This is a genomic window from Campylobacter sp. RM16188, from assembly GCF_012978795.1.
Lineage (GTDB): Bacteria > Campylobacterota > Campylobacteria > Campylobacterales > Campylobacteraceae > Campylobacter_A > Campylobacter_A canis.
Map to the genome: position 1 here is coordinate 1 of NZ_LIWQ01000011.1, position 22,817 is coordinate 22,817.

At 39.8% G+C, this 22,817-nt stretch carries 23 protein-coding genes; 1 reads left to right on the forward strand and 22 read right to left on the reverse strand.

Features of this window, described 5'->3' with window-relative positions:
• Positions 1–95 precede the first annotated feature (95 nt).
• Positions 96–686 carry a LemA family protein gene (locus CDOM16188_RS07545; RefSeq protein ID WP_172201043.1) on the reverse strand — a complete coding sequence of 197 codons (591 nt, stop codon included), beginning with the start codon at positions 684–686 and terminating at the stop codon, positions 96–98.
• 80 nt (positions 687–766) lie between these two features.
• Positions 767–1,825, reverse strand: coding sequence for a tetratricopeptide repeat protein (locus CDOM16188_RS07550; RefSeq protein WP_172201045.1), 1,059 nt, complete (start codon positions 1,823–1,825; stop codon positions 767–769).
• 268 nt (positions 1,826–2,093) lie between these two features.
• Between CDOM16188_RS07550 and CDOM16188_RS07555 the strand changes: the two genes are divergently transcribed.
• On the forward strand, positions 2,094–3,662 hold the full coding sequence (locus CDOM16188_RS07555; protein WP_172201047.1) for a hypothetical protein: 1,569 nt from the start codon (positions 2,094–2,096) through the stop codon (positions 3,660–3,662).
• An 801-nt stretch (positions 3,663–4,463) separates the two neighbouring features.
• Here CDOM16188_RS07555 and CDOM16188_RS07560 read toward each other — a convergent pair.
• The 20 genes from CDOM16188_RS07560 to CDOM16188_RS07655 all read right to left on the reverse strand — a co-directional run bounded on the left by CDOM16188_RS07560 (position 4,464) and on the right by CDOM16188_RS07655 (position 22,737).
• Positions 4,464–6,815, reverse strand: coding sequence for a hypothetical protein (locus tag CDOM16188_RS07560; protein WP_172201049.1), 2,352 nt, complete (start codon positions 6,813–6,815; stop codon positions 4,464–4,466).
• Positions 6,815–10,939, reverse strand: a complete 4,125-nt coding sequence (locus CDOM16188_RS07565) for a hypothetical protein (RefSeq protein ID WP_172201050.1) — start codon at positions 10,937–10,939, stop codon at positions 6,815–6,817. The genes CDOM16188_RS07560 and CDOM16188_RS07565 overlap by 1 nt, the downstream gene beginning before the upstream one ends.
• Positions 10,939–11,769 (reverse strand): hypothetical protein, encoded by an 831-nt coding sequence (locus CDOM16188_RS07570; protein ID WP_172201051.1) that lies wholly within the window; start codon positions 11,767–11,769, stop codon positions 10,939–10,941. The genes CDOM16188_RS07565 and CDOM16188_RS07570 overlap by 1 nt, the downstream gene beginning before the upstream one ends.
• On the reverse strand, positions 11,769–12,050 hold the full coding sequence (locus CDOM16188_RS07575; RefSeq protein ID WP_172201052.1) for a hypothetical protein: 282 nt from the start codon (positions 12,048–12,050) through the stop codon (positions 11,769–11,771). The genes CDOM16188_RS07570 and CDOM16188_RS07575 overlap by 1 nt, the downstream gene beginning before the upstream one ends.
• A gap of 59 nt (positions 12,051–12,109) precedes the next feature.
• On the reverse strand, positions 12,110–13,375 hold the full coding sequence (locus CDOM16188_RS07580) for a hypothetical protein (protein ID WP_172201053.1): 1,266 nt from the start codon (positions 13,373–13,375) through the stop codon (positions 12,110–12,112).
• Entirely contained in the window at positions 13,375–13,977 is a 603-nt protein-coding gene (locus CDOM16188_RS07585; RefSeq protein ID WP_172201054.1) for a hypothetical protein, read from the reverse strand. Before CDOM16188_RS07585 ends, CDOM16188_RS07580 begins: the two co-directional genes overlap by 1 nt.
• Positions 13,974–14,276 (reverse strand): hypothetical protein, encoded by a 303-nt coding sequence (locus tag CDOM16188_RS07590; protein ID WP_172201055.1) that lies wholly within the window; start codon positions 14,274–14,276, stop codon positions 13,974–13,976. The genes CDOM16188_RS07585 and CDOM16188_RS07590 overlap by 4 nt, the downstream gene beginning before the upstream one ends.
• Complete coding sequence (locus CDOM16188_RS07595) at positions 14,263–14,718, reverse strand: DUF4376 domain-containing protein (RefSeq protein WP_172201056.1); 456 nt, start codon at positions 14,716–14,718, stop codon at positions 14,263–14,265. Before CDOM16188_RS07595 ends, CDOM16188_RS07590 begins: the two co-directional genes overlap by 14 nt.
• Positions 14,719–14,728: 10 nt before the next feature.
• Positions 14,729–15,832 carry a hypothetical protein gene (locus tag CDOM16188_RS07600; protein WP_172201057.1) on the reverse strand — a complete coding sequence of 368 codons (1,104 nt, stop codon included), beginning with the start codon at positions 15,830–15,832 and terminating at the stop codon, positions 14,729–14,731.
• Positions 15,829–16,206, reverse strand: coding sequence for a hypothetical protein (locus CDOM16188_RS07605; protein ID WP_172201059.1), 378 nt, complete (start codon positions 16,204–16,206; stop codon positions 15,829–15,831). Before CDOM16188_RS07605 ends, CDOM16188_RS07600 begins: the two co-directional genes overlap by 4 nt.
• 74 nt (positions 16,207–16,280) lie before the next feature.
• The gene (locus tag CDOM16188_RS07610; RefSeq protein ID WP_172201061.1) at positions 16,281–16,835 is read right to left on the reverse strand and encodes a putative peptidoglycan-binding domain-containing protein; all 555 of its coding nucleotides are present in this window, start codon (positions 16,833–16,835) and stop codon (positions 16,281–16,283) included.
• A gap of 3 nt (positions 16,836–16,838) precedes the next feature.
• Positions 16,839–17,297, reverse strand: coding sequence for a hypothetical protein (locus CDOM16188_RS07615; RefSeq protein WP_172201063.1), 459 nt, complete (start codon positions 17,295–17,297; stop codon positions 16,839–16,841).
• On the reverse strand, positions 17,290–17,598 hold the full coding sequence (locus CDOM16188_RS11305; protein ID WP_253908149.1) for a hypothetical protein: 309 nt from the start codon (positions 17,596–17,598) through the stop codon (positions 17,290–17,292). The genes CDOM16188_RS07615 and CDOM16188_RS11305 overlap by 8 nt, the downstream gene beginning before the upstream one ends.
• Complete coding sequence (locus CDOM16188_RS07625; RefSeq protein WP_172201066.1) at positions 17,595–18,011, reverse strand: hypothetical protein; 417 nt, start codon at positions 18,009–18,011, stop codon at positions 17,595–17,597. Before CDOM16188_RS07625 ends, CDOM16188_RS11305 begins: the two co-directional genes overlap by 4 nt.
• A gap of 20 nt (positions 18,012–18,031) precedes the next feature.
• Positions 18,032–18,370 (reverse strand): hypothetical protein, encoded by a 339-nt coding sequence (locus CDOM16188_RS07630; protein ID WP_172201068.1) that lies wholly within the window; start codon positions 18,368–18,370, stop codon positions 18,032–18,034.
• 9 nt (positions 18,371–18,379) lie between these two features.
• On the reverse strand, positions 18,380–20,083 hold the full coding sequence (locus CDOM16188_RS07635; RefSeq protein WP_172201070.1) for a hypothetical protein: 1,704 nt from the start codon (positions 20,081–20,083) through the stop codon (positions 18,380–18,382).
• Between the two features lie 66 nt (positions 20,084–20,149).
• Positions 20,150–20,794, reverse strand: a complete 645-nt coding sequence (locus CDOM16188_RS07640; protein WP_172201072.1) for a hypothetical protein — start codon at positions 20,792–20,794, stop codon at positions 20,150–20,152.
• A gap of 9 nt (positions 20,795–20,803) precedes the next feature.
• Entirely contained in the window at positions 20,804–21,730 is a 927-nt protein-coding gene (locus CDOM16188_RS07645; RefSeq protein ID WP_172201074.1) for a DUF5309 family protein, read from the reverse strand.
• An 18-nt stretch (positions 21,731–21,748) separates the two neighbouring features.
• The gene (locus CDOM16188_RS07650) at positions 21,749–22,273 is read right to left on the reverse strand and encodes a hypothetical protein (protein ID WP_172201076.1); all 525 of its coding nucleotides are present in this window, start codon (positions 22,271–22,273) and stop codon (positions 21,749–21,751) included.
• A 2-nt stretch (positions 22,274–22,275) separates the two neighbouring features.
• Entirely contained in the window at positions 22,276–22,737 is a 462-nt protein-coding gene (locus CDOM16188_RS07655) for a hypothetical protein (RefSeq protein WP_172201078.1), read from the reverse strand.
• Positions 22,738–22,817: the final 80 nt, after the last annotated feature.

Here is a 22,817-nt window from a genome sequence, read left to right on the forward strand (position 1 = left end):
CCGGTGAGGTGGGGGAATTTGATATCGGCAGCAAAAACAGACGCAAAAAGAAGTAAGATAGATAATATCTTTTTCACGATAGCTCCTTTTGGTTGCTATTTAAACGATACTTCCGGTGCATTTTGTTCGCTCTCGCTAGCCTCAAAAGTATCTTTCAGCTTAGCCTCGGGATGAAAAATTTGAGCCACAAATTTTCCGGGGAAAGTTCTAAGAGCTAGGTTATACTCCTTAACCGAAGCTATATAATCCTTCCTTGCAACGGAGATGCGGTTTTCAGTGCCTTCAAGCTGAGACTGAAGAGCTAGGAAATTTTGATCGGCTTTTAATTGCGGATAATTTTCACTCACAGCCATAAGCCTTGATAAAGCGCCTCCAAGATGTCTTTGAGCCTCCATAAATTCTCTTATCTTCGCAGGATCGCTAGCATCGTTTGCATTGATGGTTATCTGAGAAACCTTGCTTCTAGCCTCGGTAACTTCTGCAAATACGCTCTTTTCATGAGCCGCATATCCTTGCACCGTGCTAACTAAATTTGGTATCAGATCAGCACGCCTCTTATACTGGTTTTGCACCTGCGACCACTTCTCTTTGGTTGTCTCGTCAAGTGTTGGAACTTGATTGTAATACTTTAAGAAAATTCCTCCAAAAATCGCAACTACGACTAAAAGTCCTGCTAATACTTTCATCTTAAGCCTTTCTTAGTGATTTTATTTTATTTTTTGCTCCATTGATATAAAAACACTCTAAATACTAACTACCAATGATTTTAAAAATTCATCAGCTCATCACAGCCTGTTTTATTTCCCAAATCGCAACCTAGCTTAAAGTATTTTTTAGCTTCAGCCTCATTTTTTTCGATTAAACCACCTTTTAAATACAAAAACCCTAGTCCCGTGCAGCCTGCGGCAAGTTTATATTCGCAAGACTTTTCAAAATACTCAACAGCCTTAGGATCCTTTTGCGCTGCATACGCAAAGCCTAAATTTCTGCATGCTTCGCCGTTTCCACCATCGCAAGCCGCCGCCATAAAATCAGGACTATTAATGACCTTGCAAGAGTCTTTGGATTTACCGCTTGCGCAAGCTTTACTAATAAGATTATAAGCTTTTAGTATATCTTTTTTCCCGTATTGATCGTCTTTATATATAATCCCTAAAACCAAGCAATCTTGAGGTCTTTCTCCTTCGCAAAGAGGCTCTAAAACTTTAATGGCTTTTTCCACATTTTGGCTCACGCCTTTGCCCTCTCTATAAGAATATGCCAAATTTCGGCAAGATAGCCCGTGGTTTTTCTTGCAACCTTGCTCCCATAGTTCAAAGCTTTTTTTGTAATCATTAGCGCCGAAGTAAAAATTACCTAAATCATTGCAACCGTCAAGATCGCCAAGATCGCAAGATTTTTGCGCGAAAAATTTCTCTTTGCTTATTTTGTAAGCCTTATTGCATGATACGGAGTCGCCGCCTTCACATGCGGTTACATATCTGGAAAAATCAGAACCTTCCTGAACTTGTCCTCCGCCACTATCTTTTCCGACTTTAGAGCAGCAATCACTTCTGCCTGTTTTATCGCAGCATTTTTGATAGGCTTGCTGGGCTAAAGACTGATCTTTTTTTACTTTTCCACCAAAGCCGAATTCATAAATTTTACCCGCCTCGTAGCAAGCCAAATCGTTATTTTTATTAAAACAACTGGCGTGAAAAAACTGAATCGCACTTACCATATCGCCTTTATTTCTTGCACTAACTCCATTGGCATAATCTTGTCCCGCTTGCACGAAAGAAAAACCTAGGCATATCGCTAAAGCCGAAAAAATAAGCCTTTTCATAAAATCTCCTTTAAAACAAATTTAAAATACAAGACTATTATATCGTAATGTTACTATTATGTTTATAAAATATTTAATGATTGTATAAAATTTTTAAGAAAATGGTGCGCTCGAAGGAATTCATATAAAATAAAGTAACCCCTATATTATTTGCTTTATGACTCTTTACCTTTTTATAAATGTCAGTAAAAAAGTCAGTATAAAAAACAATATATATTTTTTAGGAATATAAAAAGTAGCCTTTAAAATAAAAAAACAAAGGCTAACTATGGAGATATCGCCACAACTATATCTAAAATTTGCTAAAGATATTGAACCAGAGATTTTTGAAAATAGAACTCCTAAAATTCATCTTGACCTTATTAAATTTATCGACAGACCTGAACAATATAAAGCAGCAGCAGTTTTTAGGGGTGCTGGCAAAAGTACTCTACTAAACAAAATTTATGCTACTGCGCGGATATACTTTAAGGCAGAGCCTTTTATCATGATAGCCTCTAGTAACGAAGAGAAGGCGATAAATTTTCTTGAAGCCACAAAAAATATAATAGACAAGGCAGCAGCCAAAGGCTATGGAATCAGGCGCGGCAAAACATGGAACAAAGACAAGATCGAAGTCTTAGTTGATACCGGGCAGAAAGATAAGAACGGCAAAAAAATTGAGAAAAAGTGTTACGTGGTGTCTATCTCAGCAGGACAAGATCCGCGCGGCGCAAATATAAACAACATCAGACCAACGCTTATTATCATAGATGATTTGGAAAGCAAAGTCGGACAATACGGTATCACTAGCAAATCAAACAGACAAAAACTAAAAAGTTGGTTTTATGCCGATTTACTCCCTGCCCTGCACCCGACAAAGGGCAAGATCGTAATTATAGGGACGATATTACATGACGATAGCATATTAAACAATATCATTAACCCAAAAGAAGGCGACGAAGAGGCTGATAAATTCAAATGGACAACCATCAAAATACCGATACTCAAAAACGGAGTGAGTTCATGGCCGTCAAGATTCCCTCTAGAAAAAATCAAGCAAATTAAAAACTTATTGGCCGGCAAAGGAATGTCAAACGAATTTTATCAAGAGTATATGTGTGCAGCCATTGACCCTCAAAAGGCAATTTTTAAAAGGGAGTATTTTAGATACCTTAAAGAGCTAAATTTTGATATAGATAAACCTTTTGTAACGGTGAGTGTAACAGATGGTGTTAATAATAGAGAGTTAAAAACACGTAAGGCCAAAAGCATAATAACCGCAGACGCAGAGGAAATTTTCCTAAGTGAATGTAGAATTTTTACTACGATAGATCTTGCAAGCGATAAAGGCAAAGACCAAACCGCTATTGTGACTTCGGCCATAGATAGAAAAAATAGAATTTTTATTATTGACGTATCAAGCGGTTTTTGGACTCCATTTGAAAAAAGCGTAAAAATCATAGAAATTTATCTTGCCTTTCATCCAAATAGGATAGGTATAGAAAAAGCCGGGATGCAAAATGACTTCTTCTACACTATCGATGTGATACAAAAGCTTACGGGAGTCAGGCTTCCGATTGATGGGCTTAGCCATCAGGGCAAAGCCAAAAACACAAGGATATCAAATCTAGAGCCATATTACCGCACCGGGCAAATATACCATAACGCAAGCCTGAACGCTACTGATGAACTTGAGGCGCAGCTACTTAGCTTTGATCCGGAAGTAGAGAGCAAAAGCGATGATCTAATGGATGCCGAAGCTTATCTTTTGCAATACTTGCTAAATCGCTTCTTTGACGAGAGAGATGATATAGACGAGGAATATGACGGCTGGGCAGATGAAAGCTGGGTGTAGATGCGCAACCCGGCCGCCCGGCAAGCGCCAACGCTGACGCCAAGCAAAGGCAAAGAGTTAAAATACATATAATTTTACATAAAACGTATAGCAAATTAGATAAAAATGCGCTCTTGTCGTAGTTTTGTAGATAAAATATAAGATAAATTTATAATGTAAAAATCTCAAATTTTTAAAATTTTAAAACTGAACGTGGTATTATGGCTCGGCAGTCCAATGGGTTCATACCCCCCCCACCATATAAAAACCGACCGACCACAACCAAAGCTAGCCAACTAAAGCTTAAAAAATAAAACTAACTTGCCAACTCTAACCTTAAACCAAATCAGCCAAATTTAACCAAAATCAGCCTTGCCAACCTTAAACCGATATTTTCGCAATTCCACAAAAGCCCATTTTGCCGCACTTTTTAAATTTATGTATTGAAAAGTATTCTTTTCATTATACATTTTCAAAGCCGTTTTTGCCCCGAAACACAAAACCAAACCTTAAGCCAAATTCGCTCACAAAATCTCCGTTTGTCTTGCCAAATGGGCGGGTTTCGTTTTCAAAAACCCACACTCACACCCCACCCCGACAGTTCATCTCGTTATTTTGCTCCTGCAATTCCCGCGTGTTGGTGCTTAGCTAAAGCTACGAGACTTCACTACGATGAGCGCTTAGCCAATAAATTATATAAAACCGCGCCCGGCAAGAAAAGCCAAGCACCTGCATACAAATACCTACAAAAGAGATTTTAACAGTAATGTAAATAAGAATAAAGGACGCCTTTCAAGCGCCCTTGAGTGTGTTTGTATTTAATTAAGAGCCAAATTTTAGGCTCTTAAACAGATCTGCGCCGCCAAAGCCGCCAGCCTTCTCACGCTTAAGCAGCTCTATATCAAGCTTGACGCCGTCTTTGGATGCTATGTCTTTATATGTCCTAAATTTCTTCTCAAGCTCGCGTTTCTTCTCTTCAAGCTTTATCTTATCCATCTTCGCAAGCTTTTCATTATGGGCTTTCGCCTTTCGCATCTTATCTTTGTCCTTGCTATCAGGCACCGCTACAGGCACGAGCTTCGCATACTCGCGCTTAACCTCATTTAGCTCTTTTTTATACTCTTTTTCAGGGTTAAATCGCCTCACGCCGACACCGCGCAAAAGTATCCCACCATATCCTAGATCATCTTTGTTGTAGTCTTTTGGCGCTATGTCAAGCCCTGTTACATCCGCGATTGCCTGTTCTCCAAGTTGCCTTGCATATCTTCCAAGCGTTATAGGTGGGAAGTAGCTTTTTACAAGCTCTCCACTGCGGCTAAAAATTCGCTCAAGCATAGTGTCATCCTCACCTTCAAGGCTGTATCCCAGCGTGCTATTGCCTGCTAAGATATTACGCACTCCGCCCACAAATCCGCCGGTAAATTCAAGCTTGTCAAACCCGTCAAACCTAAACCCGGGCATAAGCCGCCCTGAGTTAAAGTACCAACCAGTGCTACCTATTCTAGTCCAGCTTTTTAGTCCAAATATATTAGGCAGCACTCCGCTTTCCGCCCATTTTGGTTTTGCAAGATTTTCTTCTTCATTATCTCCAAGCCAAGCACTCGCACCGAGTCCCGCCATCGCAACCTGCATTATCAAAAACCTATGCGGCTTCTTCATGGCTGCCTTTAGCACCATAGGCGTAGCTTTAACCGAATAATGGATAAAAGGCATCACGCCGCTCTTATCAGCTAGTTTCAAAGTGCCGTTAAAATGAGTAGAATAGTCCACATAGTGATACTGAGCGTCTTTCATCGCCGCAGCAAGCTCTTCAGGGCTAAATTTCTTAAAGTCGTTTGCATTAAAGCCCCTATCTTTGGCGATAGCCTCTAAATTTTTCTTAAATCTCGCGATCTTAAATATCTTATCTTCCAGCGCATACAGCCTCCTTGCGAAGTCCCCGCTTTTAGAACCTTCTGTCATATACAAAAACTCGCCTAATTGTCGCAGTTTGCCCTTTTGCACATCGCCTTTTAGCGGCTTTATCACTCCTTCAAGATCGTTTAAATGGCTATCAAGCCCCAGCGAGTCCGCGAACTTCTCCCATTTTTTAAACTCGGCATCTCTACTCATTGCCTTGCCAAACATCTCCATGCTTTCCAAAAAGTCTCCATGCAAAAATGCCAAAGACATATTCGAACCGAAGTTATATAGATGCGTAAAAGGATTTTTGACAGTTACGTTTACCTTGATATGATCTATGAGCTTAAAATAGAAGTGATTATACCTCGCCATCTCTCGCCCGAACACTTCCGCCTCTTTTAAAGCCGTGTGTATCTCTTTCGGGACATATTTACCGGCAAGCGCCCCATATTTTTTAACCCCACCACCTACGCTCTCATCACTCACCCTCACCCACTCGCCGCTAAAAGCACCTTCCGGGATACTGTCTTTGCCAAATTTATCCGCAAACTCTTTGAGCAAATTCGCCTTTTGCAGCTGCAACTTCTGCTCCAAGATAGTATTAGTGATTGCAAATGCCGCGTCATCCTCTATCTCAAGCAGCTGTTTTTGCTCCCATGTGAGATCTTTTCTTTTAAAAAATTTTGATTGAGAAATTGCTTTTGCTATTTTCGCGTTACCTTGCGCCTCTTCAAGATGCTTTTTATAGTAGTGCTTTATGTAGTGAGTTATGACATTGTCTTTATCAAGAGCCCCCGCTTCTACTAGAGCGTTTGCTCCGTTATCTATAGCCTGCCTTACCTTTATATATAGCCCTCTAAGATGCTCCGGCAAGCTCTCTACTATCCTTTCAGTTGCTACTACACTCTCACCAGCAAGCTCTTCTAACCCGTCTTTGCCAAGCTCTCCGTCAAGCGCTTTAAATAGCGTCTTTCTATCGCTCACGCTTAAATTTCCAAAATACTCTTTAAACTGTGCCGCCTGAGCATAGATCGCAGATCTTGTTCTAGTATTAGCTTGCAAGAGCTCATCGACCTCTTCGCCGAATTTCCTCACATCAAGAACTTTGCCTGCATACGGGATATTCTCATCTGCCCAATTCGCGAATTTATCATACCCACCCTCAACCTTTTCAAAGGCATCATCCACAAAGTTATCAAGCTTGTTTAAATATTTTAAAAGCCCACCCTGTTTTTCTCTTAAGCTCTTTAAAGGACATTTGACCTTATCCATCAGCACAACTCCAATCCGTCTTTTATATTTCCGTCTTCATCTAGGTTTTTAGCCTTAAACTCTTCAAATTTAGCTTCTACACTTACCCTTGGGTCTAAAAACTCCATTTGCCTATTAAGATTTCTGTCAGAATAAAACGTTATAATACTTTCATAAGCGTCGGTTGTAGTAATGCGGGTTGTGGACCCCGCCCCGACGCTCTTTTTTGTTTTATCATATATCGCTACTCTAAATCTTACGCCGTCTTTGTCTTGCCACTCATAAATTTTGCCGCCGTCTTTGTCGATAAAAGGTTCTTTGTATTTTTTTAGATACTCCCTAACATTGTTTCCTATATTCATAACCTCTTGCTGCGTCACGGCGCCTTTGGAGGCAGGGTCTAAGTGTTTTTGGATATGAACGCCGCCGCCCTTTTTGTTGCTTCCCGCCTCTAGTTTTATTGCATCGTCTATTTTTTGCAGATCTTTATATACGTTTGCGCTCTCTTTGCCGTTATTTATTACATTATATATGCCGCGCATCTCCCTTTTTAGCCTGTTTAGCTCAGCAGTCTTTACTATTTTTTCTTTTTTGATAGGATCAAGCTCGTTGTGATAAGCCGCCTTTTCTTCAAAGCTCATACCTTTTAGCTTATCTTTGTCTATAAGCTCATCCATAGCACTTTTTTGCACGGGGATTTCATCTGTATCAGCCTTGTTAAAGCCGTCTATCTTAACCGCTCCGTTCTTATCTATATCCAGAAAGAATCTCTTTTTGTCTCCGTCTTTGCCAACCTTATCAAAGTAAAATTTATTCTCATTGATAGATTTTATTTGGCTGTTTGATATATCCTTTTTAAGAGTTTTTATCTGTGCTTCGTTTAGGTATATACTCTTGCCTTTTGCAAACGTCTTTACATTTTTTAGATCAAATTCTCTTAAAATTTCATCCTTTACGTTTATGTCTTTTAGGCTATCTTTTACGAAGCTATCTACACTTTTTTGGATCTCATTTACTACTTTTTTATCGCTAAAATCTATATCTTCGCCATTTTTTATTTTTTTTGATATAATACCTTTGTCCGAAGAGTGTTCTATGGGCTTTAGGCCGCCAGAGCTTCGGACGATGTCGCTCGACGTGGCAGTCTTCACGTTGGCTTTGATAGGAGTTTTACCAAAGTCTGTCCTGCTGGCAAAAGCGCTATCTTTCTCAAAAGCTGTTAACACCCAGTTTTGCTTATAGCCGTCAAACTCTTTTCTAATCCCAACTTTATAAATTTTATCTTCTAGCTGAAATCTACCGTCAGTTTCTTTTTTTATAGGCAAAGTTTTTATTAACTCTTCAAGCTTGTCTAGAACTTCAGGATGAAATTTTTCTATCTTAGCCAGCCCCCATCCGTCGCTTCTGCCCGTTCCAACTTCGCCCCAAGGTAAGGTTATATCCCCTATCTCTTTGCGAAAAAATGCACCTGCCACTTGTCCCTCTTTTTCAGCTAGCAGTTTTTGCACGGCTCCTTTGCCATTGTGATAAAACTCTGCATAGTTCTCACCGAATTTTTTAATAGGCACTATGCCGTTTATTTTTTCTATCTCGCTTCTTATTTCCTTTGTGCTTTTGCTTGAAAAAGCTTTTGCGGTATTTGCAAGACTATCATAAAGTTTAGGAGCGATTTTTTTTAGTGCTATGACTGCAGCTTTACTCCCTGCAATCCCCGCCAAAAACCCTGCTACAAATCTTTCAGGGCTAAAATTACCATCTTCATCAACAGAATTTAGTGTGCCGGACACAAGCCCACCACCAATATCAGGATTTGAAAAGAGTATAGGAGCTTTCCCGTTTGAGATTAGATTGTTCACATACTCATCATCTCTCATTCCTTTTGGTTTTTCGTTCCAATTTATATTCTCAGTTTTATACGCATTTCTTAAATTTTCGTCTGTAGTTTTATAGTTATATCCTAGATACTCGCTTGCGTCTAAATCATCTTTTAACTTATTTATGATTTCCTGAGTAGCCTTGCCCGATCTAATTCTTTCTACATCTTGTTTTGTGATACGAAAATCAGCCTTGTAGTTTTTATCATAAGTTGCCGGCACAAACTCTCTTTCGTAACCGTTGCCTCTATTAAAATGTCTTATCTCGGCGTTGTTTACTCTTGTTTTTGAGTGCTTTGCTTCACTTGCTAAAATATCAGCCCTATCATTCAAAAACCTCTCTACGTCATACTCTTTGCTCAGATTATCTATGTCGCTATAAGCTTTCGCTATTGCTTTTTTATCATCATCTGCTTGTTTTGGCACCACTTGCTCTGAGCTAATGCCGGCATTATCCGCGTCATCAAATTTAACGGCTCCGCGCTCTTCCACTGCTTCATCGATCTTGGCTCGCCCAAAGTTCTCGCTACCGACTGCAATATCTGATCCGCCATTTTGTGATATCTGCGCATCGCCTGCTTGTCCTGCCTCTGCTCTGCTTGCATTATCGCCGAGATCAAAAAGGCTATCTCGTACTCTCCCAGCCTCTCCTGAACTCTCTGCTCCGCTGTTTTCATTTGTTATTGCCTTTCCTTTCATATGTTTTGCGAGATTTTTGACTGCGTTTTTGTATCCATATTCGGCGACTTTATTTGCCACAAAGTCTTCTGCTATGTCTACATTTTTTTTAGAATAAGCTTCGCTAAACACCATCGCAACTTCATCGTTATACCCTGTATTCTTGATTTTTGAAAAATACATTTCAGGGGTTAAATATGGATTTTGTGAGGCTATATCTCGTTCTAAAGCATAGAGGATATTGTATCCTGATACTCTATTTTCTACATCCATCCCATTGTTTATAGCCCTTGTTATATATATCTCTTCCGGGGTTGGTTTGTAGTTAGCATTTATTAACCCTTTTAGCATTTTTGGAGTTAAATTTTGGTTTTCTTGTTTGTATTTTATTGCGGCCTTTTGTACTTCATTGTATCTATTTATAGAATTTTCTTTTGCTTTTTGTATATTATTTGAACTATTCTTTAAATCTTGTTCAAATAGATTGGCCATGTCTGGATTTTCGTTTTGAAATTTGATTACCTCATATTGCTCGCCATACTCTTTTATGTCATTTAAGATGTTTTGATATTTTTCTTGGCTAATTATTTTTGAACTCTCGTTGCCGCTAGCAACTTCTTTTAAGACCTGCTGTTTAGCCTCTATTGTGTCGTTTTTCATCTCATCATTAATTACTTTTGTGCTAAATTCGTCTAGAGATGGAACATCATATATGGTCTTTTTGTTAGTTCCGCTTTGCCCGCCTCCACCAGAAGAATCACTTGGATTTAAGACATCTAAAAAATCACTATTCTCAGCCTTTTTTATAAAAGCCTCATCACTTGCAACATTCTCATTTGATTTTGCACCGTGCTTCGCAAGTAGTTTTTGTATGCCTATGATAGCTTGATCTACCGCATGCCCCAAAACAAATCCAGCTCCTGCGCCTATCGCCATATTTTTATAAAGCTCTTTATCTCTTGCCCCCTCTCCTAGAGACGACACTCCCGCACTAGCAGCACCTGTTGCCGAAAAATAAAGAGATTTTTTAGCAAACTGAGCCAGCTTCCCGCCTTTCGTAAGCAGTCCATATCCGCCTATCAAATTTACAGGGTCGGCTACTATTTCATAAGCCCCTTCCGCCAAATGGCTTCCCCACGCCGTCTTCCCGGTTGCTTTCTCCCAATCATCTCTATACTCTTCAGCCTTCTTAGCCTTATCTCTAAAAGTTTTTTCTATCGCATTTTTATAGACATATTCTTCCTTTTCGTCTCTTTCTCCTTCATAAAAAGGATTTATGAAGTCCGACACACGCTCAGCTGCGTTTGCAATGCCTGTTAGCATGTGAGCCCCGCCAAGAGCTAGCCCGTGGGTCTTTTGCCCTATATCTTGAAATTTTTGTGCCCCAAAAGCCGTCTTTTCGTCTATCTCTCCTCTCATCACTTTTTGGACCAAATCCCCACTAAGTCCCGCATCGCTAAGTTCATTACGCTTAGCTTGTTTTTCTTTATAGTATTGTGTTTTGGCAAGTTCAGTTACAACCGATGGCAAAAATCCCATACTTTCAAGTTTGGCTATCTTTTCATCGCCAAGATATTCTCTTATTGTAGGCATCACATAGCTCCATCATCACCAAAAATTAGTGGTTTACTCTTTTTTAGATTATTGACTCTGTCTTTATAGCCTGCCTGATTGCCTTTGGCCTCACTCATAGCCTCTGCCTCTTTTGCTAATCCATCTATAAACCATTTATAAGCATATACTCCGTCTTTGGTTATCTTTGTCACATTTAGATGCCCATGTTCTTTATGAAATTCCCATGGTACCTTTACAAGCTCGTCATGCCCCTCTTTTTTATTATTCTGAAAATTCTGCATTATTTTGCCAAGTGCAAGGATCTCTATATCGCTTTTATTTTTGCTCTGCTCAGGGAACATCTCTCTATAAATAGCGACATTTACTCTGTCCTCAGCCTCTTGTTTCTTTCTTTTGTATTCGTCATCACTTTTTAAATAAGCATAATAATCAGCTGTGTTTTTTGCCTTCACCGCCTCTATGCCCAACTTTTTTTCATCCATCAAGAGCTCTTTGTAAAATTTCATCTTATTCCAATCTTGCTCTTTGCCGAATTTTTCCATCTCCCAATTTAGCTGATTTGTTCTTGCATTCATATCGTCTCTGTGAGCGCCTTGTCTAAAAATAAAGTCTTTGTTTTTAAAGTCCATATCATCTTTGTGGACATCCTTTCTAAACGCAAGCTCGCTATCTCTAAAGGCCACATCCTCTGCACGTCTCTTATTCTCGGTGTCTATCTTTTCACGCGCAGCCCCTATCGCACCAAGCTTCATAAGGCTATCGCCGATCGCGCCAAAAGCCGCCCCTGTGCTTGCTGCCTTACCCATTTCAGGCGCGCGAAGATAATTTATATTAAACCACTTTGACATTACAAGCTCCTCTTTTCTTTCTCTTCATCCTCTTTTTTCTTTGCTAAGGCACTCCACCAACCGCTCTCTATGTTCTGCTCGGCTCTGTCTCTTCTTCGCCTCTCTTCTTTCAAAAGCTCCACATTCAGGTTATGCACTTTTTGATTCATCTTGCCTTGCTTGTAATTGCCGTAAGCATTCGCAAAACCGCCTATAAGAGCGCCTGCTCCCGAAAGTGCGTCGCTATTGTTTTTAAAAAAATCACTCGTTTTGCTTCCTAAATTATTCCACCAATCCCACATATGAGCTCCTTTAAACTATTATTATTTATTATCAGCCTTAAATTCCTAAAATTTATATACTATTTTCTGCCGTGCTTAGATATGCCCGACCTTGATGATCGATCTCTCGTCTTATCCATCATCTTGTTTGCCATACCCTCTTTTTGCCTATCTTTTTCTTTATTGTTTTTTAGCTTTTCAAGCTCTTTTTTCACATCGTTTCTAATGCCTTCAAAGTAGCTATCGCTAAGACCTCCCGTCTTGCCTTTTGACTCATCTATTGCGCGCTGCGAGAGTCTCTCTTTGCCTTCGGCTAATTTGCCTATCCTGTCATAAAACCTATCTCTAATCTTTTCGCTCACGCTTTTGCCTATTCTTTCAGACTCAAGCCTTCCAAATTTAGCGCGACCGGTGATGATATCCGCAGTAGTAGGCATATTCGTATATCTATAAGACCCTGTTTTGTCGCTATATCCTTTTAAATTTCCCTGCTCATCGGTAAGCCTTACTATATCTCGTCTTGAAAACATATTTTTTATCCCCTCGATAAAGCCGTAACTCTCTTCATAAAAAGCTCCATGGACATCATCAACGCCTACGAGCTCCCCACCAAAACCAAAGTTTCTATCAAGCCCGGTAGCTACTTCAAAAGCCTCTTCTATAATAGAACCCACAAGCATGCCTATACCAAAGCTCCCCCAGTTTGAGCCTATCTTTAGCCCCTTGGTTATAGCTTCGGTTAAAATTTGAGTTGCCTTGTGAGTAAGAGTCCCTGTTACGACATCCACTACGGCAGCCCCGCTTACCTTGCCGTCATAAACCCAGCCGGCCATTATTGCCCCTGCAGGACCGTATCTACCAAAAGCCCACCCTTGTAAAGCTCCTTTGAGAACCCCTTTCTTGCGCTGCTCAAGTAGTTCTTTTAAAAACTCATCTTTTGATTGCTTAGACGAAGTTATACCGCTTTTATCTTTCTCGTATGCGTCAAACCCTTTTCTTCCCCCGCTTTTATCGTTTATCTTCTTGGCGGTATTTATACTCTCATCCACGGCCTCTTCTATCTCGGTGGCTACATCGCCTTCGTATTCTTTAAATATTAAAATTTGCATAGGAAGCAAAGCAAGCTCAACAAAATCTTCATTAAAATCAAGCATTGAAAGAATTAAAGGAAAACTTTGAGAGATAAAAAACGCTTCTAAATTTGGAGTCGGTGCAAAGCTTTGAGAGTAACCGCTTCCACCGGCAAGGAAATAGTCAAACATCCCCCCGGCCATAAAAGAGTATACATCGCTGCCATCGTCGTTTGTGATATTTAGCATATCATTGACGGCGATATACGTGTTCATTACTTGCCTTTTTTAATTTGATAGTCCGGTATAGTAGGCAAGGTGATACCTTCGTCTTTTACAAGATGAAGTATTAAAGAAAAAAGTGTCTGATTCATAGGGGCGGGCGCTACAAGATCATTGCGTGATATCATCTGCAAAAATTCACCCAAGACGCTGGATGCTTTTATCACTCTATTATCTTTTACTTGCTCTTCTATGGCTTTTTTCTGAGCTTCCGTTAAGGCTTTATCAGCTTCAGTCTTAGCCTTTTGAGCCTTAGTAAGCTCCACCTGCTCTTTAAGGATCTCTACCTCATATTTTTTCTTCTCTTCAAGCAGATCGTTTTTGAGCTTTAACCCCCTTAGCTCCTCTTCTAGGGTCATATCTCTGTGAGCTAACTCCGTTGCCGTCTGCATTGCGGTGTTTGTAAAGCTTACCGTAAGCTCGGCCATGAGTGCAGAGATATGCCTAGCCCTCAGCTCATCACTTAGATTGTAACGGTCAAACTGCTCATTAAGATACCCTACCGCTTTTTGATAAGGCGAGCCATGATCTACTGAAGCTTCTAGAATGCCCTTAAAATTTGCTAAATAATTCTCTTGAAAACTTTTATTTTTCATATGAGCCCTTTTCTTTCTCTATTTATCCTATTTATTAAAATTTTATTGGCTTCATCTTGTATTTGAAGTCCTTGCACAAGAGCTTCGTTGGATCCGACTCTTTCCAGTATATCATTGTCTTTGGCTTTTAATTTTTCAATTTCGACTTTAATTTTATCAATCTCTCCGGTAACATAGGCGTATTGACTATTAACCGTGTTTTCAAGTATTGCAAAAGCATTTTTGATTGTTAAAAACTCACTACTCAGGCTTGACACTTGAGCTTTTAAAGCCTGAAATTCCGTCTCACTCACCGCCATGCTCTTCTCCTATAAAAAGCTCACTCGTCTTAGCTACTGCCAAGGCTATGGCTTCTCTTAGCTCAGTTTTTGAGATTTCAACTATTGAATTATTCGCAAGCTTCCATTTGATAGTCTTTTCTTTTGAAATTTCAGCTGCTCTTAAAGCCATAAGCATTCTAGCTTGGCTTATCTCGTCGGCATCAAACTCCTTGCCGCTTTTTATCGTTACGACTAAATTTAATAACTTTTTGTCTCTTACATCTCTTAACTTCCGCCTTTCTTCTTCGGCCTCTCTTTCTAAAAGGTCTTTGCTTTTTTCAAGTTTGCCGTTTTTAAATTTATACCCCATTGGATTTTGCGCATATTTATGTAATGTTTGCGCATCCACACTCTTATACACTCCGTGAGGAGCCGTTCCGCTTCCTATAACAACATTTTCTTCATCTAAGAAATAATACATCTCTTGCCTCTTATTTATCCACAACATCTTCTTGGTTCATATACAGCAGAACTGCCGAAGCTCCGCCGGGCAAAACAAAAGAGTTGTATGCCGAGCCGGATGCGCTCTTGCCTACAAACACCACCGACTCTCCTTTTGAAATCAGAGCTATTGCAGCCTGTGAGCCATACGGGAAGCTTACACTGATAGACCTTGGCGATGACGAGTTATTTTCGTATCTTTCGATTCTAATGATCGTATTTCTTTGTTTTTGCTGGTCAAACTCAACGTTTCCCGTAAATCTTATTTTATCTCCCACGATCACAAACGGGCTTAGGCTTCTATTTGAATTGCTAATCCTAAAATTATCCGCCATAATCTCAAACGTAGAAGTTTTGCCCGTGCCGTCAGCATATTGCCAGCCTGTTACCCTATCTCCGACCGTAGCAAGTGATTTTACTCTTGCGGCATAGTTCCTACCTTGAGTGGCAATTGCCTTAGCGTCCGTTATGGCTATCTCTTGATTATCAACCTTGGTTTTCAAGCGGGTTAGATCTCCTGTGATAGATGTTACTTTCCCGTCTACGGCCTGTTCTATTTTCGTTTGAACGTTTTTAGTTATTTCTGTAGCTATTCCGCCGGCGCTTGGGATGCTGGCCTTTAGCTGTTCGAATTTTTGTGCTATAGCTTGATTGCTCGAAGCGTAACTTTGCTTTAAAGTATCGATAGAAGATGTTATCTCACCGAATTTGGCATTAATTTTCTGTATAGCTTGAGCCAAAGCTTCATCATCCGTAGTTATAGCAATATCTTGATTAGTTACTATGGCTTTGATCTTGCCGTTTATAGAGACTACTTCCGTTTTTAGCTCTTTTATGTTTTTTAAAACACCTTTGAGCTTGGTTTTTAAATCCTCTCCCTCAAAAGTATACTCTTTGTTAATCCATTCCTCTATGATTTGTTCAAGTTCCGTTAAATGGTCAAAAGGGTTAAACTCTCCACCTGTGCCACCAGGGTTACCGCCCTGCTCGCCGCCGTTTCCCTCATTTCCAGTATCGGGGTTATAGCCCAACGGTCTTACTTCAAGATAATCGGGTGTAACAAAAACATTTGGGTTTATGTAATTTTCACTCATTTTTTAGCCTTTACAAGCTTTGCTTTACCGCGAAGCACACACATCCTATCATCGGAAATAGAGCTTTTTAACCAAAGCGCATACGAGTGCCACTTGCCGCCATACCCATATAAATCGCTTACCGAATCTTCAAAAAATCCTTTCTCGGCTCTATTCCACTCACCGGCACTCGCCTCAACCCTTATTCTTCCTTCTCTTACCGTGCCTATACTGCTCATCAAAAGCGTTTTTTCATTCTTTAAATTTGTAAAAACCATATCGACACCGGTAAATTTAGAAGGAAAATTAAGCAGCTTATTATTATGATCGTAATATTTTACATCCATTATAAAAGCGCTATCCACCACAAATGTTTTATCATAATAAGCATTCATTTTTTACTCCTCGCCGAGGCAAAACCCCGTCTGTGGGCGAAAGCTTCGCTAGCAACCATATTTTTATATACGAGCTAAACCGCATACGCTCTATTTCTCCAGCCGTTAGCATATATTCTAAAACTTGGATTGTTTTGTATAATTCTTTGGTAATAAGCTATTTCGGCTCTATCAAACGCCTTGTCGAAGTCCTCATCTTTAAAATTTCTAAGTGCGTCTAAAGTGATCTCACCCATCACTCCATCGGCCTCAGCTCCGACTATTTCTTGAGCCGTTTTAATCGCTTTTTTCATCCCGACATTAACGCCAAATATAAAAATTTCATTAGCCTTAAGTTGGCTATCTATCTCATCACCTCTCATCTTGCCCCAAAAAACACGCTTATAAAACACCCTTACCATCTCACGAAGTTCGTTATCTTTATATAAAAGATTTGATACGTATTCTAAATTTTTGAAATCTCTCAGCGAAGCTCTTATCTTGTCCCACCCAGGCCACCTCGGATGAGCCTTTTCGTATATACCCATAAAAGTTAAACCGTCTTCAGTAGGGTTTATATGTAGTGCGTCGCTAGCGCCTCTAAACTCGAGTCTCATTAAAATTTCAAACGCTTCGTTAAAATTTGCCATTTTCTACTCCATCATCTTATAGTTTTTGCTCATATCAACCCTTGGCGGTCTTGGATATTCATACTCATCGTCCTCATACTTTTTTCGTCTATCTGTTTTGGCTTCTTCAATATCTCCGCCGTATGAGTAGCCCCTATAACTAAGATCAGAGCTTACTCTTCTGTCTAATAATTTATTTATCTTGCTCTTTGTCCACTCCGCACCTCTCCAAGCACAATACCCACCCAAGCCAAGCGCCGCTTCTTCACTGCCTGTTATTGGATGTGCTATCAAAAAAACTATCAAACAGGTAAAAACCGATGAAGCTGAAGCAAAGCCGGTAGCAACCCACCATCTCCATCCTTTTACCCTATTCATCGAAGCGTTTTTAACATCTCCGCCCAAAATTCCACCTGCTATACCGATTATTGCGGCTTGCCAATAAACATGCAGATTATTAAAAAAGTTTTGCAAATCACTCATCCACACACTCCACCAGTAGCCTTTCTATCTCCTGATAATATTTGGCTATCTCTTTTGCACTTTCTAGTTTGCTTTCATCAAATTTAGGTTTTTGAGGTAGCTCTACTCTGCATTTTGCCGGCAAATAAACATTTTGATATTCGGTACGTGTAATGATTTCAGGCTTTGCGCTACATCCACTTAGCAAGATCACACTTGTTAAAATGAGATAAAATGTTATCTCTCTAGCTCTTGCAAGGATAAACTTCTTAACTCTGTGGATAAAATATGCTCTTCTTGGAGCTGTCTTTGCCCTTTTCATCTTCCTAGCTCCTTAAATAGATTTTCGTAATAGCCAAGCCTTGCTTCACATTTGCTATCTTTTGTGGGCACTTTGATTGTTTTATACCTTACTTCCACCTCTTTTTTTATTTCAGACCGGATATTTTTTAGCTTCTCATTATCAAGCGCAATTTTCTTTATCTCTGCGTTTTGCAGATCAATTTTTGCATTACATTCGCCTAAATTTGCTAGCGTAAGCGATCGCTGCATCTCTTTATTAGCCAAATCAAGCCTAGTCTGTGTTAACTCCTGATTTATATTTTTAATCTGCGTTTTAAGAGCATAATTTAAAACTGCAAGACCGCCCACTATGCCAGCTACACCCGCAAGCACTACTATCCAAACTTTACTAAACGGAAGCAGATGATAAAATTTTGACAAGAATGCCCACATAGTAAACCATCTCCTTTTTTTTAAAGCTTTTCTAATTCAGAAAGCATCTTTTTATATTCGCTTCTTAAGCTTGATAGGTTTTCTTCTTCTCCTAGAAACAAAGCTTTTTGTATCTTTTCTTCAATCTGAGCTATTGAGCTTACAATCTCTGCTTTTTGCTTCATTTTTTTATCTGTTTTTGAAACTTTGCAAAACAAGCTATTGTCTTTTAAATTTACAAAATTAGCCCCCTCGTCTAATGCTTTTTGCCACTCTTTATCGCTTATTTTAAAACAAGGAGTAGGTATCTCTCTATGCGCCTCTTCGTCATAAAACCCTTGTATCTGCATGCTCTCTTTGTCATAATGCACATACTTCATATTTGCCTCCTAATACCCTATGGCGATATATTTGATCTTAAGTCTATTGTTGTAATAATCACTTACGCTATCTGAAGTTGGGAACCTATCAGAGGCTAGAATAAACATTCCTGTTTTATCCCATTTTCCTACACACACGCTAAAATTAGCACTACTAGGGGAGGTATTGCTCTCGTTTTCCAAACTTGCCATTACGGTGCAAGACACTTGGAGCAAGGTATTTGGAAACGCTATCGGAAATAAAGTTTTTTTATCCCCGCCTCTATAGTCAGTATATCCACCAAATTTGCCGGTAACGCCCCATTGTAAAATAAGCCCGTTTGAAAACTTAATATATCCGTTTTCACTTTTATTTATTTCCGCACTTAGTCCTCCTTGACCTTTTTTCTCATATCTTAAGTCAGCAGAGTTTTGCGTAAGATAGCCTGACAAATTGGGAATTTGAGACCTTAAAGCATATTTGCCGTCAGCCGCCGCAGTAGTCAGGTAACCACTCATAGCGGACTTGCTTTGGTACCTATTGTCTGCTGCGGAAGTTTGCAAATACCCTGACAAATTAGGAATCTCGCCTTTTTTGGCATAAATAACGTCCGCTGCATTTGATGCCAAATACCCGCTCAAATCAGGAGTTACAAGCTGCTTTAATTTATTCACGCTTCCTCTCATTAAAGCTTTACCGGTAGCTTCGCTAAAAACTATATGCGCATCAGAAACAAGCGCCCCGTCCTCAGTTTGAGTATCGGCTAAATTTAAATTACCGCTGACGTTTACATCTGTAGCGACTATACTTCCATTAGCCGTGCGCTTAACCACGGATAAATTTGTCGCGGTTTCTGACGTATCGCTATGTTTTACAAACATTTCTTCGCTATTGCCGTTAAAAAGCGCACTATCGGTAGCCTTTTCACTTTTGCCGAGCTTCCCGTTTTCTAAAACTTCAACTGATGCTTTTTTAGCATACATGCTCTCGGCATCGTTTTTTTGCAGAAACAAATCAGGATCAAGCCCGCTTCCGTTGCCGTCGCCTTGCCCTTTAAGAGCGTATCTCTCATCACCTTGTGTTTGAGTTATAAAACCGCCTACATCAGGGATTTGCTCTTTTGTAGCGTAGTTTTCCAACTCTGCTTTTGTGGCGAGATTGTCAATATTTGGTTTATCAACTTTTTTAAGATATGTCTCTTCCGCTGTTTGGGTGCTAAGCAGCCCTTCTACACTTGGGATTTGTGAAATTTTTGCATAAATACCTTCCGCTTCATCCTTACCGAGTTTTACATTGATTGAATTTTGAAGCTGCCGTATCGCTGCGCTATTTTCTCCGCCGCTTCCACCGCCAAGACTTGCCGCCGTAAGTTCTTCTTTTGTCGCGAATTTAGTATCGGCTGCTTCTATTTTTAGATACGTAGCTTCTGCGTTTTCATTGCTCAACAAACCATCTATGCTAGGCAACTCCTCTTTTGTAACATAAAGAGCCTCTGCGGCCGCTATACTTAGCTTTAAATTTAGCTCATTTTTTATCTCGTTTAGGCTCTCTTCACTAATTCCGTCGCCACCTGTATGAGCCAAAATTTGATCGCGTATTTTTTCGATCTGTTCTTTTATTTGTCTAGCTTCCTCTACGCTACCGGCGATGAGTTGTTCGTTAAGCCCGCTATTTCTAATCATATCCCCAAGAGCTAAAATCTCTCTACAAATTTGCGTAAATTCCTTATTCATTCCAAACCCCTTATTATTTTTTTATTAAAGCAGTATGCCGTCTCTAGTCACGACATACTGCGCCCCTTATGGCCTTATTCTAGCTTTCATCAACCTATCAAGCTCTCTTAAATCTCTTCTTGAATCAGCTTTTCCGTTTTGAAAGTCGATGAATAGATACACAAATTTCCTATACGACAAATTTTTAGCTGTATGGATATTTGCCATCCAAAAATCAAGCTTGTTTATAAACTCTTCATCCCAAACATATCTAGTGTCAAGCGCATAATTGATGTCATACGGCTTTAGCCAGCCTTTTGCGGCAAGAGCGCTATCCATCTCATAGCTTCTCTCATCAAAGTTGTTTATTTCGTACACGCTAAGAGCTTTTAAATAAGCTCTGTTGTATTTTGCAAACTTCTTCTCGTCATAACATCTCTTAAGCGCTATGCCGTTTATAAGAGCGTTTATAAGCATTTCATCAACAAAATCTATATTAAACTCATCGTTATCCTCGATGCTTTTAAATTTCCTCACGAAATACTTATCGTTTATATGGTAATCCACCTCAAAATCAAGCGTATCTAGCTCAATTTTTTCAAGCGGAGTGACCGCGCGATGTATATCTGCGGCCACATCATCCATGAGCATTTTAAGCTCGTCAAATCCGGGAAGCTTTATATCTCCTCTGGTAAAAATTTGAAGCTGTTCTTTAAATGCTCCTAGTTTCACTGTTTACTCCTAGTCTGCTTTTAGGTTCTTTAGCCACGCAAAGGCAACCGGAGTACAAACTCTAAGTGTAAATTCGCTTATAATCTCTTTTTCGATCGCGTCATCACTGGTTGGAAGCTCTCTAACTTCCATCGGACGCCAATTTACTTTGAGAATATCCTCTGATCTATAGGCTATGATCTCATTATTTGCAAGCTCAGGAGAAAGCAAAATTTTCACATTGTTGCCGTATTGCGAATTGATTACTTGAATCTTGTCGTTTAAATAATCAACCTTCATATCGGCTTGTTTAATCTTGTCTAAGATATCCATAAGCCTATCTTGTTGAGTATCCGCCATGATTAAAAAATCATAAGGGCGATCTTTCATATAGCCTATTTTGAGCAGATCTCTGATAAGCTGCATACTTAAAGCTGCATTTTTTGCATCTACCGTATTCACGCTAGTTACAAAGCTTTTTAGCCCACCGCATTTACCTACGGTTGAACTTGACTTAACTCTTTGCACGGCTGCCTGATCACTCAAAAGTATCTTTTCTATACTCTTTTTATGTCTTACCGATGCATGTTCACCCTCGTTTGCTAAAACCGCCTTGCCATCAACTCTTCTGCTAGGCTGTTCCGAGCCTGTGATGCCGTAAGCGTTTTTCACGATCTGAAAGTGATTTTTTAAAGTTCCGCCTATACTATATTTAAGAGCAGATTTTGCCCCACCTTCAGCATGCGCATTCGCAAGCTCACCGTCCGGCAACTCATCATAGTGCCACTGATGCCCAAGAGCCACGTTTGAGCTTCTATCAGCAGGCGCCGCTGTCCCTATAGATGAAAGAAACGGTGTAGATCTCCATCCTATCTGTTTAATTGTGTTTTCTAAGTCCACCCCGGACTTACCAAAAGCCTCTTCTGATGCTATAAGCCCCTCTTTTAATGTTGGCATCTCTTAACTCCTTTTTCTTTAGAAATATTTTGCATAAAAGGCCTGCTTATCGCTCAAGCTTGCCTCACCTTTGTTTATCTTGCCAATCATCTCAGCCTTGCTGCTTCCTCCGCCGATACCTCTTCCTATGTCAAACTCATCGTCAGCCTCTATAGTTTTGCCTTTAAAGTGAGTCAGATAAACATTTTCAATCCCAAGCGGGTTAAAATAATTCTCCGCAAAGCCCGGACTCTTAGCGTCAATTTCTATGATTTTTTCTTTTACTTTCTCCATATCAAAATCAGGATACTGCTTCTTAAAGCTAGCCTCTAAAGCATTGAGCTCCTCTTTGTGTTGTGATCTTTTAAAGCTCTCATATTCATCCTTACTTAGCCTTACTCCTTCTTCCTCGGGCGCTTTTGTTTTAGATACGTCTTTGTCTACCACTCTTTCCGGTGTTTTGATTTCAGGGGCGGCTTCTTTTGTCGCCGTCTCTGCCTCTTTCTTATCTTCTGTAGCCGCAGTTTCTATGCCGTCTAATTCTTGGTCGTATATATCAGGCATTTTTACTCCTTACCATCGTTTACTAGGTTTAAAGACCCTTCCTGCGAGCCCTTATCATCATCGCCTTTGCCCTCACTGTCTGCCTTGCTTCCTTTTTTTGATTTAGCCTTGGCAAGCGCCGCTTCAAGCTTTATGATGTTATTTTTAGATTCTGCAAGCTCAGCCTCAAGCTCTGAAATTTTGTTCTTAGCTTTTGCAAGTTCCTCTTTTAAATTTTCCTTGCTTTTGCTAGCTTCCTCTATCTCTGCGGCTGCCTCTTCATCTTTTGGCATAGCCTCCCACTCACTTTCAGAAATTATTATTATGGCGGTAGGATTTTGACTCCCGACATCCCTAACCACAACATCACCGATATTCCCACCGCTGATCTGCCCCTCTTCTTCTCCTTTTCGATAAATCGAAAGCCCGTTACTCGCCATAGCCACGATCGTGCCAAGCAACAAAAACATTGCCTTATGTCGCATTTTTTAACTCCTTTGAAAATTTTTAAAACTATTTTATAAATGAGCGTCCTAAAATTTATATATTTTTAACGCTTCATTTT

Coding starts and splice junctions, on each gene's coding strand:
- CDOM16188_RS07595 (WP_172201056.1), bottom strand. CDS start 14,718: ATGTATTATTTCTTAGATGAAGAAAATGTTGTTATAGGAAGCGGAACG.
- CDOM16188_RS07635 (WP_172201070.1), bottom strand. CDS start 20,083: ATGAATAAGGAATTTACGCAAATTTGTAGAGAGATTTTAGCTCTTGGG.
- CDOM16188_RS07600 (WP_172201057.1), bottom strand. CDS start 15,832: ATGAGTGAAAATTACATAAACCCAAATGTTTTTGTTACACCCGATTAT.
- CDOM16188_RS07550 (WP_172201045.1), bottom strand. CDS start 1,825: ATGAAAAGGCTTATTTTTTCGGCTTTAGCGATATGCCTAGGTTTTTCT.
- CDOM16188_RS07545 (WP_172201043.1), bottom strand. CDS start 686: ATGAAAGTATTAGCAGGACTTTTAGTCGTAGTTGCGATTTTTGGAGGA.
- CDOM16188_RS07655 (WP_172201078.1), bottom strand. CDS start 22,737: ATGCGACATAAGGCAATGTTTTTGTTGCTTGGCACGATCGTGGCTATG.
- CDOM16188_RS07570 (WP_172201051.1), bottom strand. CDS start 11,769: ATGTCAAAGTGGTTTAATATAAATTATCTTCGCGCGCCTGAAATGGGT.
- CDOM16188_RS07650 (WP_172201076.1), bottom strand. CDS start 22,273: ATGCCTGATATATACGACCAAGAATTAGACGGCATAGAAACTGCGGCT.
- CDOM16188_RS11305 (WP_253908149.1), bottom strand. CDS start 17,598: ATGAAAAGGGCAAAGACAGCTCCAAGAAGAGCATATTTTATCCACAGA.
- CDOM16188_RS07630 (WP_172201068.1), bottom strand. CDS start 18,370: ATGAAGTATGTGCATTATGACAAAGAGAGCATGCAGATACAAGGGTTT.
- CDOM16188_RS07585 (WP_172201054.1), bottom strand. CDS start 13,977: ATGAAAAATAAAAGTTTTCAAGAGAATTATTTAGCAAATTTTAAGGGC.
- CDOM16188_RS07605 (WP_172201059.1), bottom strand. CDS start 16,206: ATGAATGCTTATTATGATAAAACATTTGTGGTGGATAGCGCTTTTATA.
- CDOM16188_RS07580 (WP_172201053.1), bottom strand. CDS start 13,375: ATGAACACGTATATCGCCGTCAATGATATGCTAAATATCACAAACGAC.
- CDOM16188_RS07615 (WP_172201063.1), bottom strand. CDS start 17,297: ATGAGTGATTTGCAAAACTTTTTTAATAATCTGCATGTTTATTGGCAA.
- CDOM16188_RS07610 (WP_172201061.1), bottom strand. CDS start 16,835: ATGGCAAATTTTAACGAAGCGTTTGAAATTTTAATGAGACTCGAGTTT.
- CDOM16188_RS07575 (WP_172201052.1), bottom strand. CDS start 12,050: ATGTGGGATTGGTGGAATAATTTAGGAAGCAAAACGAGTGATTTTTTT.
- CDOM16188_RS07645 (WP_172201074.1), bottom strand. CDS start 21,730: ATGCCAACATTAAAAGAGGGGCTTATAGCATCAGAAGAGGCTTTTGGT.
- CDOM16188_RS07625 (WP_172201066.1), bottom strand. CDS start 18,011: ATGTGGGCATTCTTGTCAAAATTTTATCATCTGCTTCCGTTTAGTAAA.
- CDOM16188_RS07565 (WP_172201050.1), bottom strand. CDS start 10,939: ATGCCTACAATAAGAGAATATCTTGGCGATGAAAAGATAGCCAAACTT.
- CDOM16188_RS07560 (WP_172201049.1), bottom strand. CDS start 6,815: ATGGATAAGGTCAAATGTCCTTTAAAGAGCTTAAGAGAAAAACAGGGT.
- CDOM16188_RS07590 (WP_172201055.1), bottom strand. CDS start 14,276: ATGGCGGTGAGTGAGACGGAATTTCAGGCTTTAAAAGCTCAAGTGTCA.
- CDOM16188_RS07555 (WP_172201047.1), top strand. CDS start 2,094: ATGGAGATATCGCCACAACTATATCTAAAATTTGCTAAAGATATTGAA.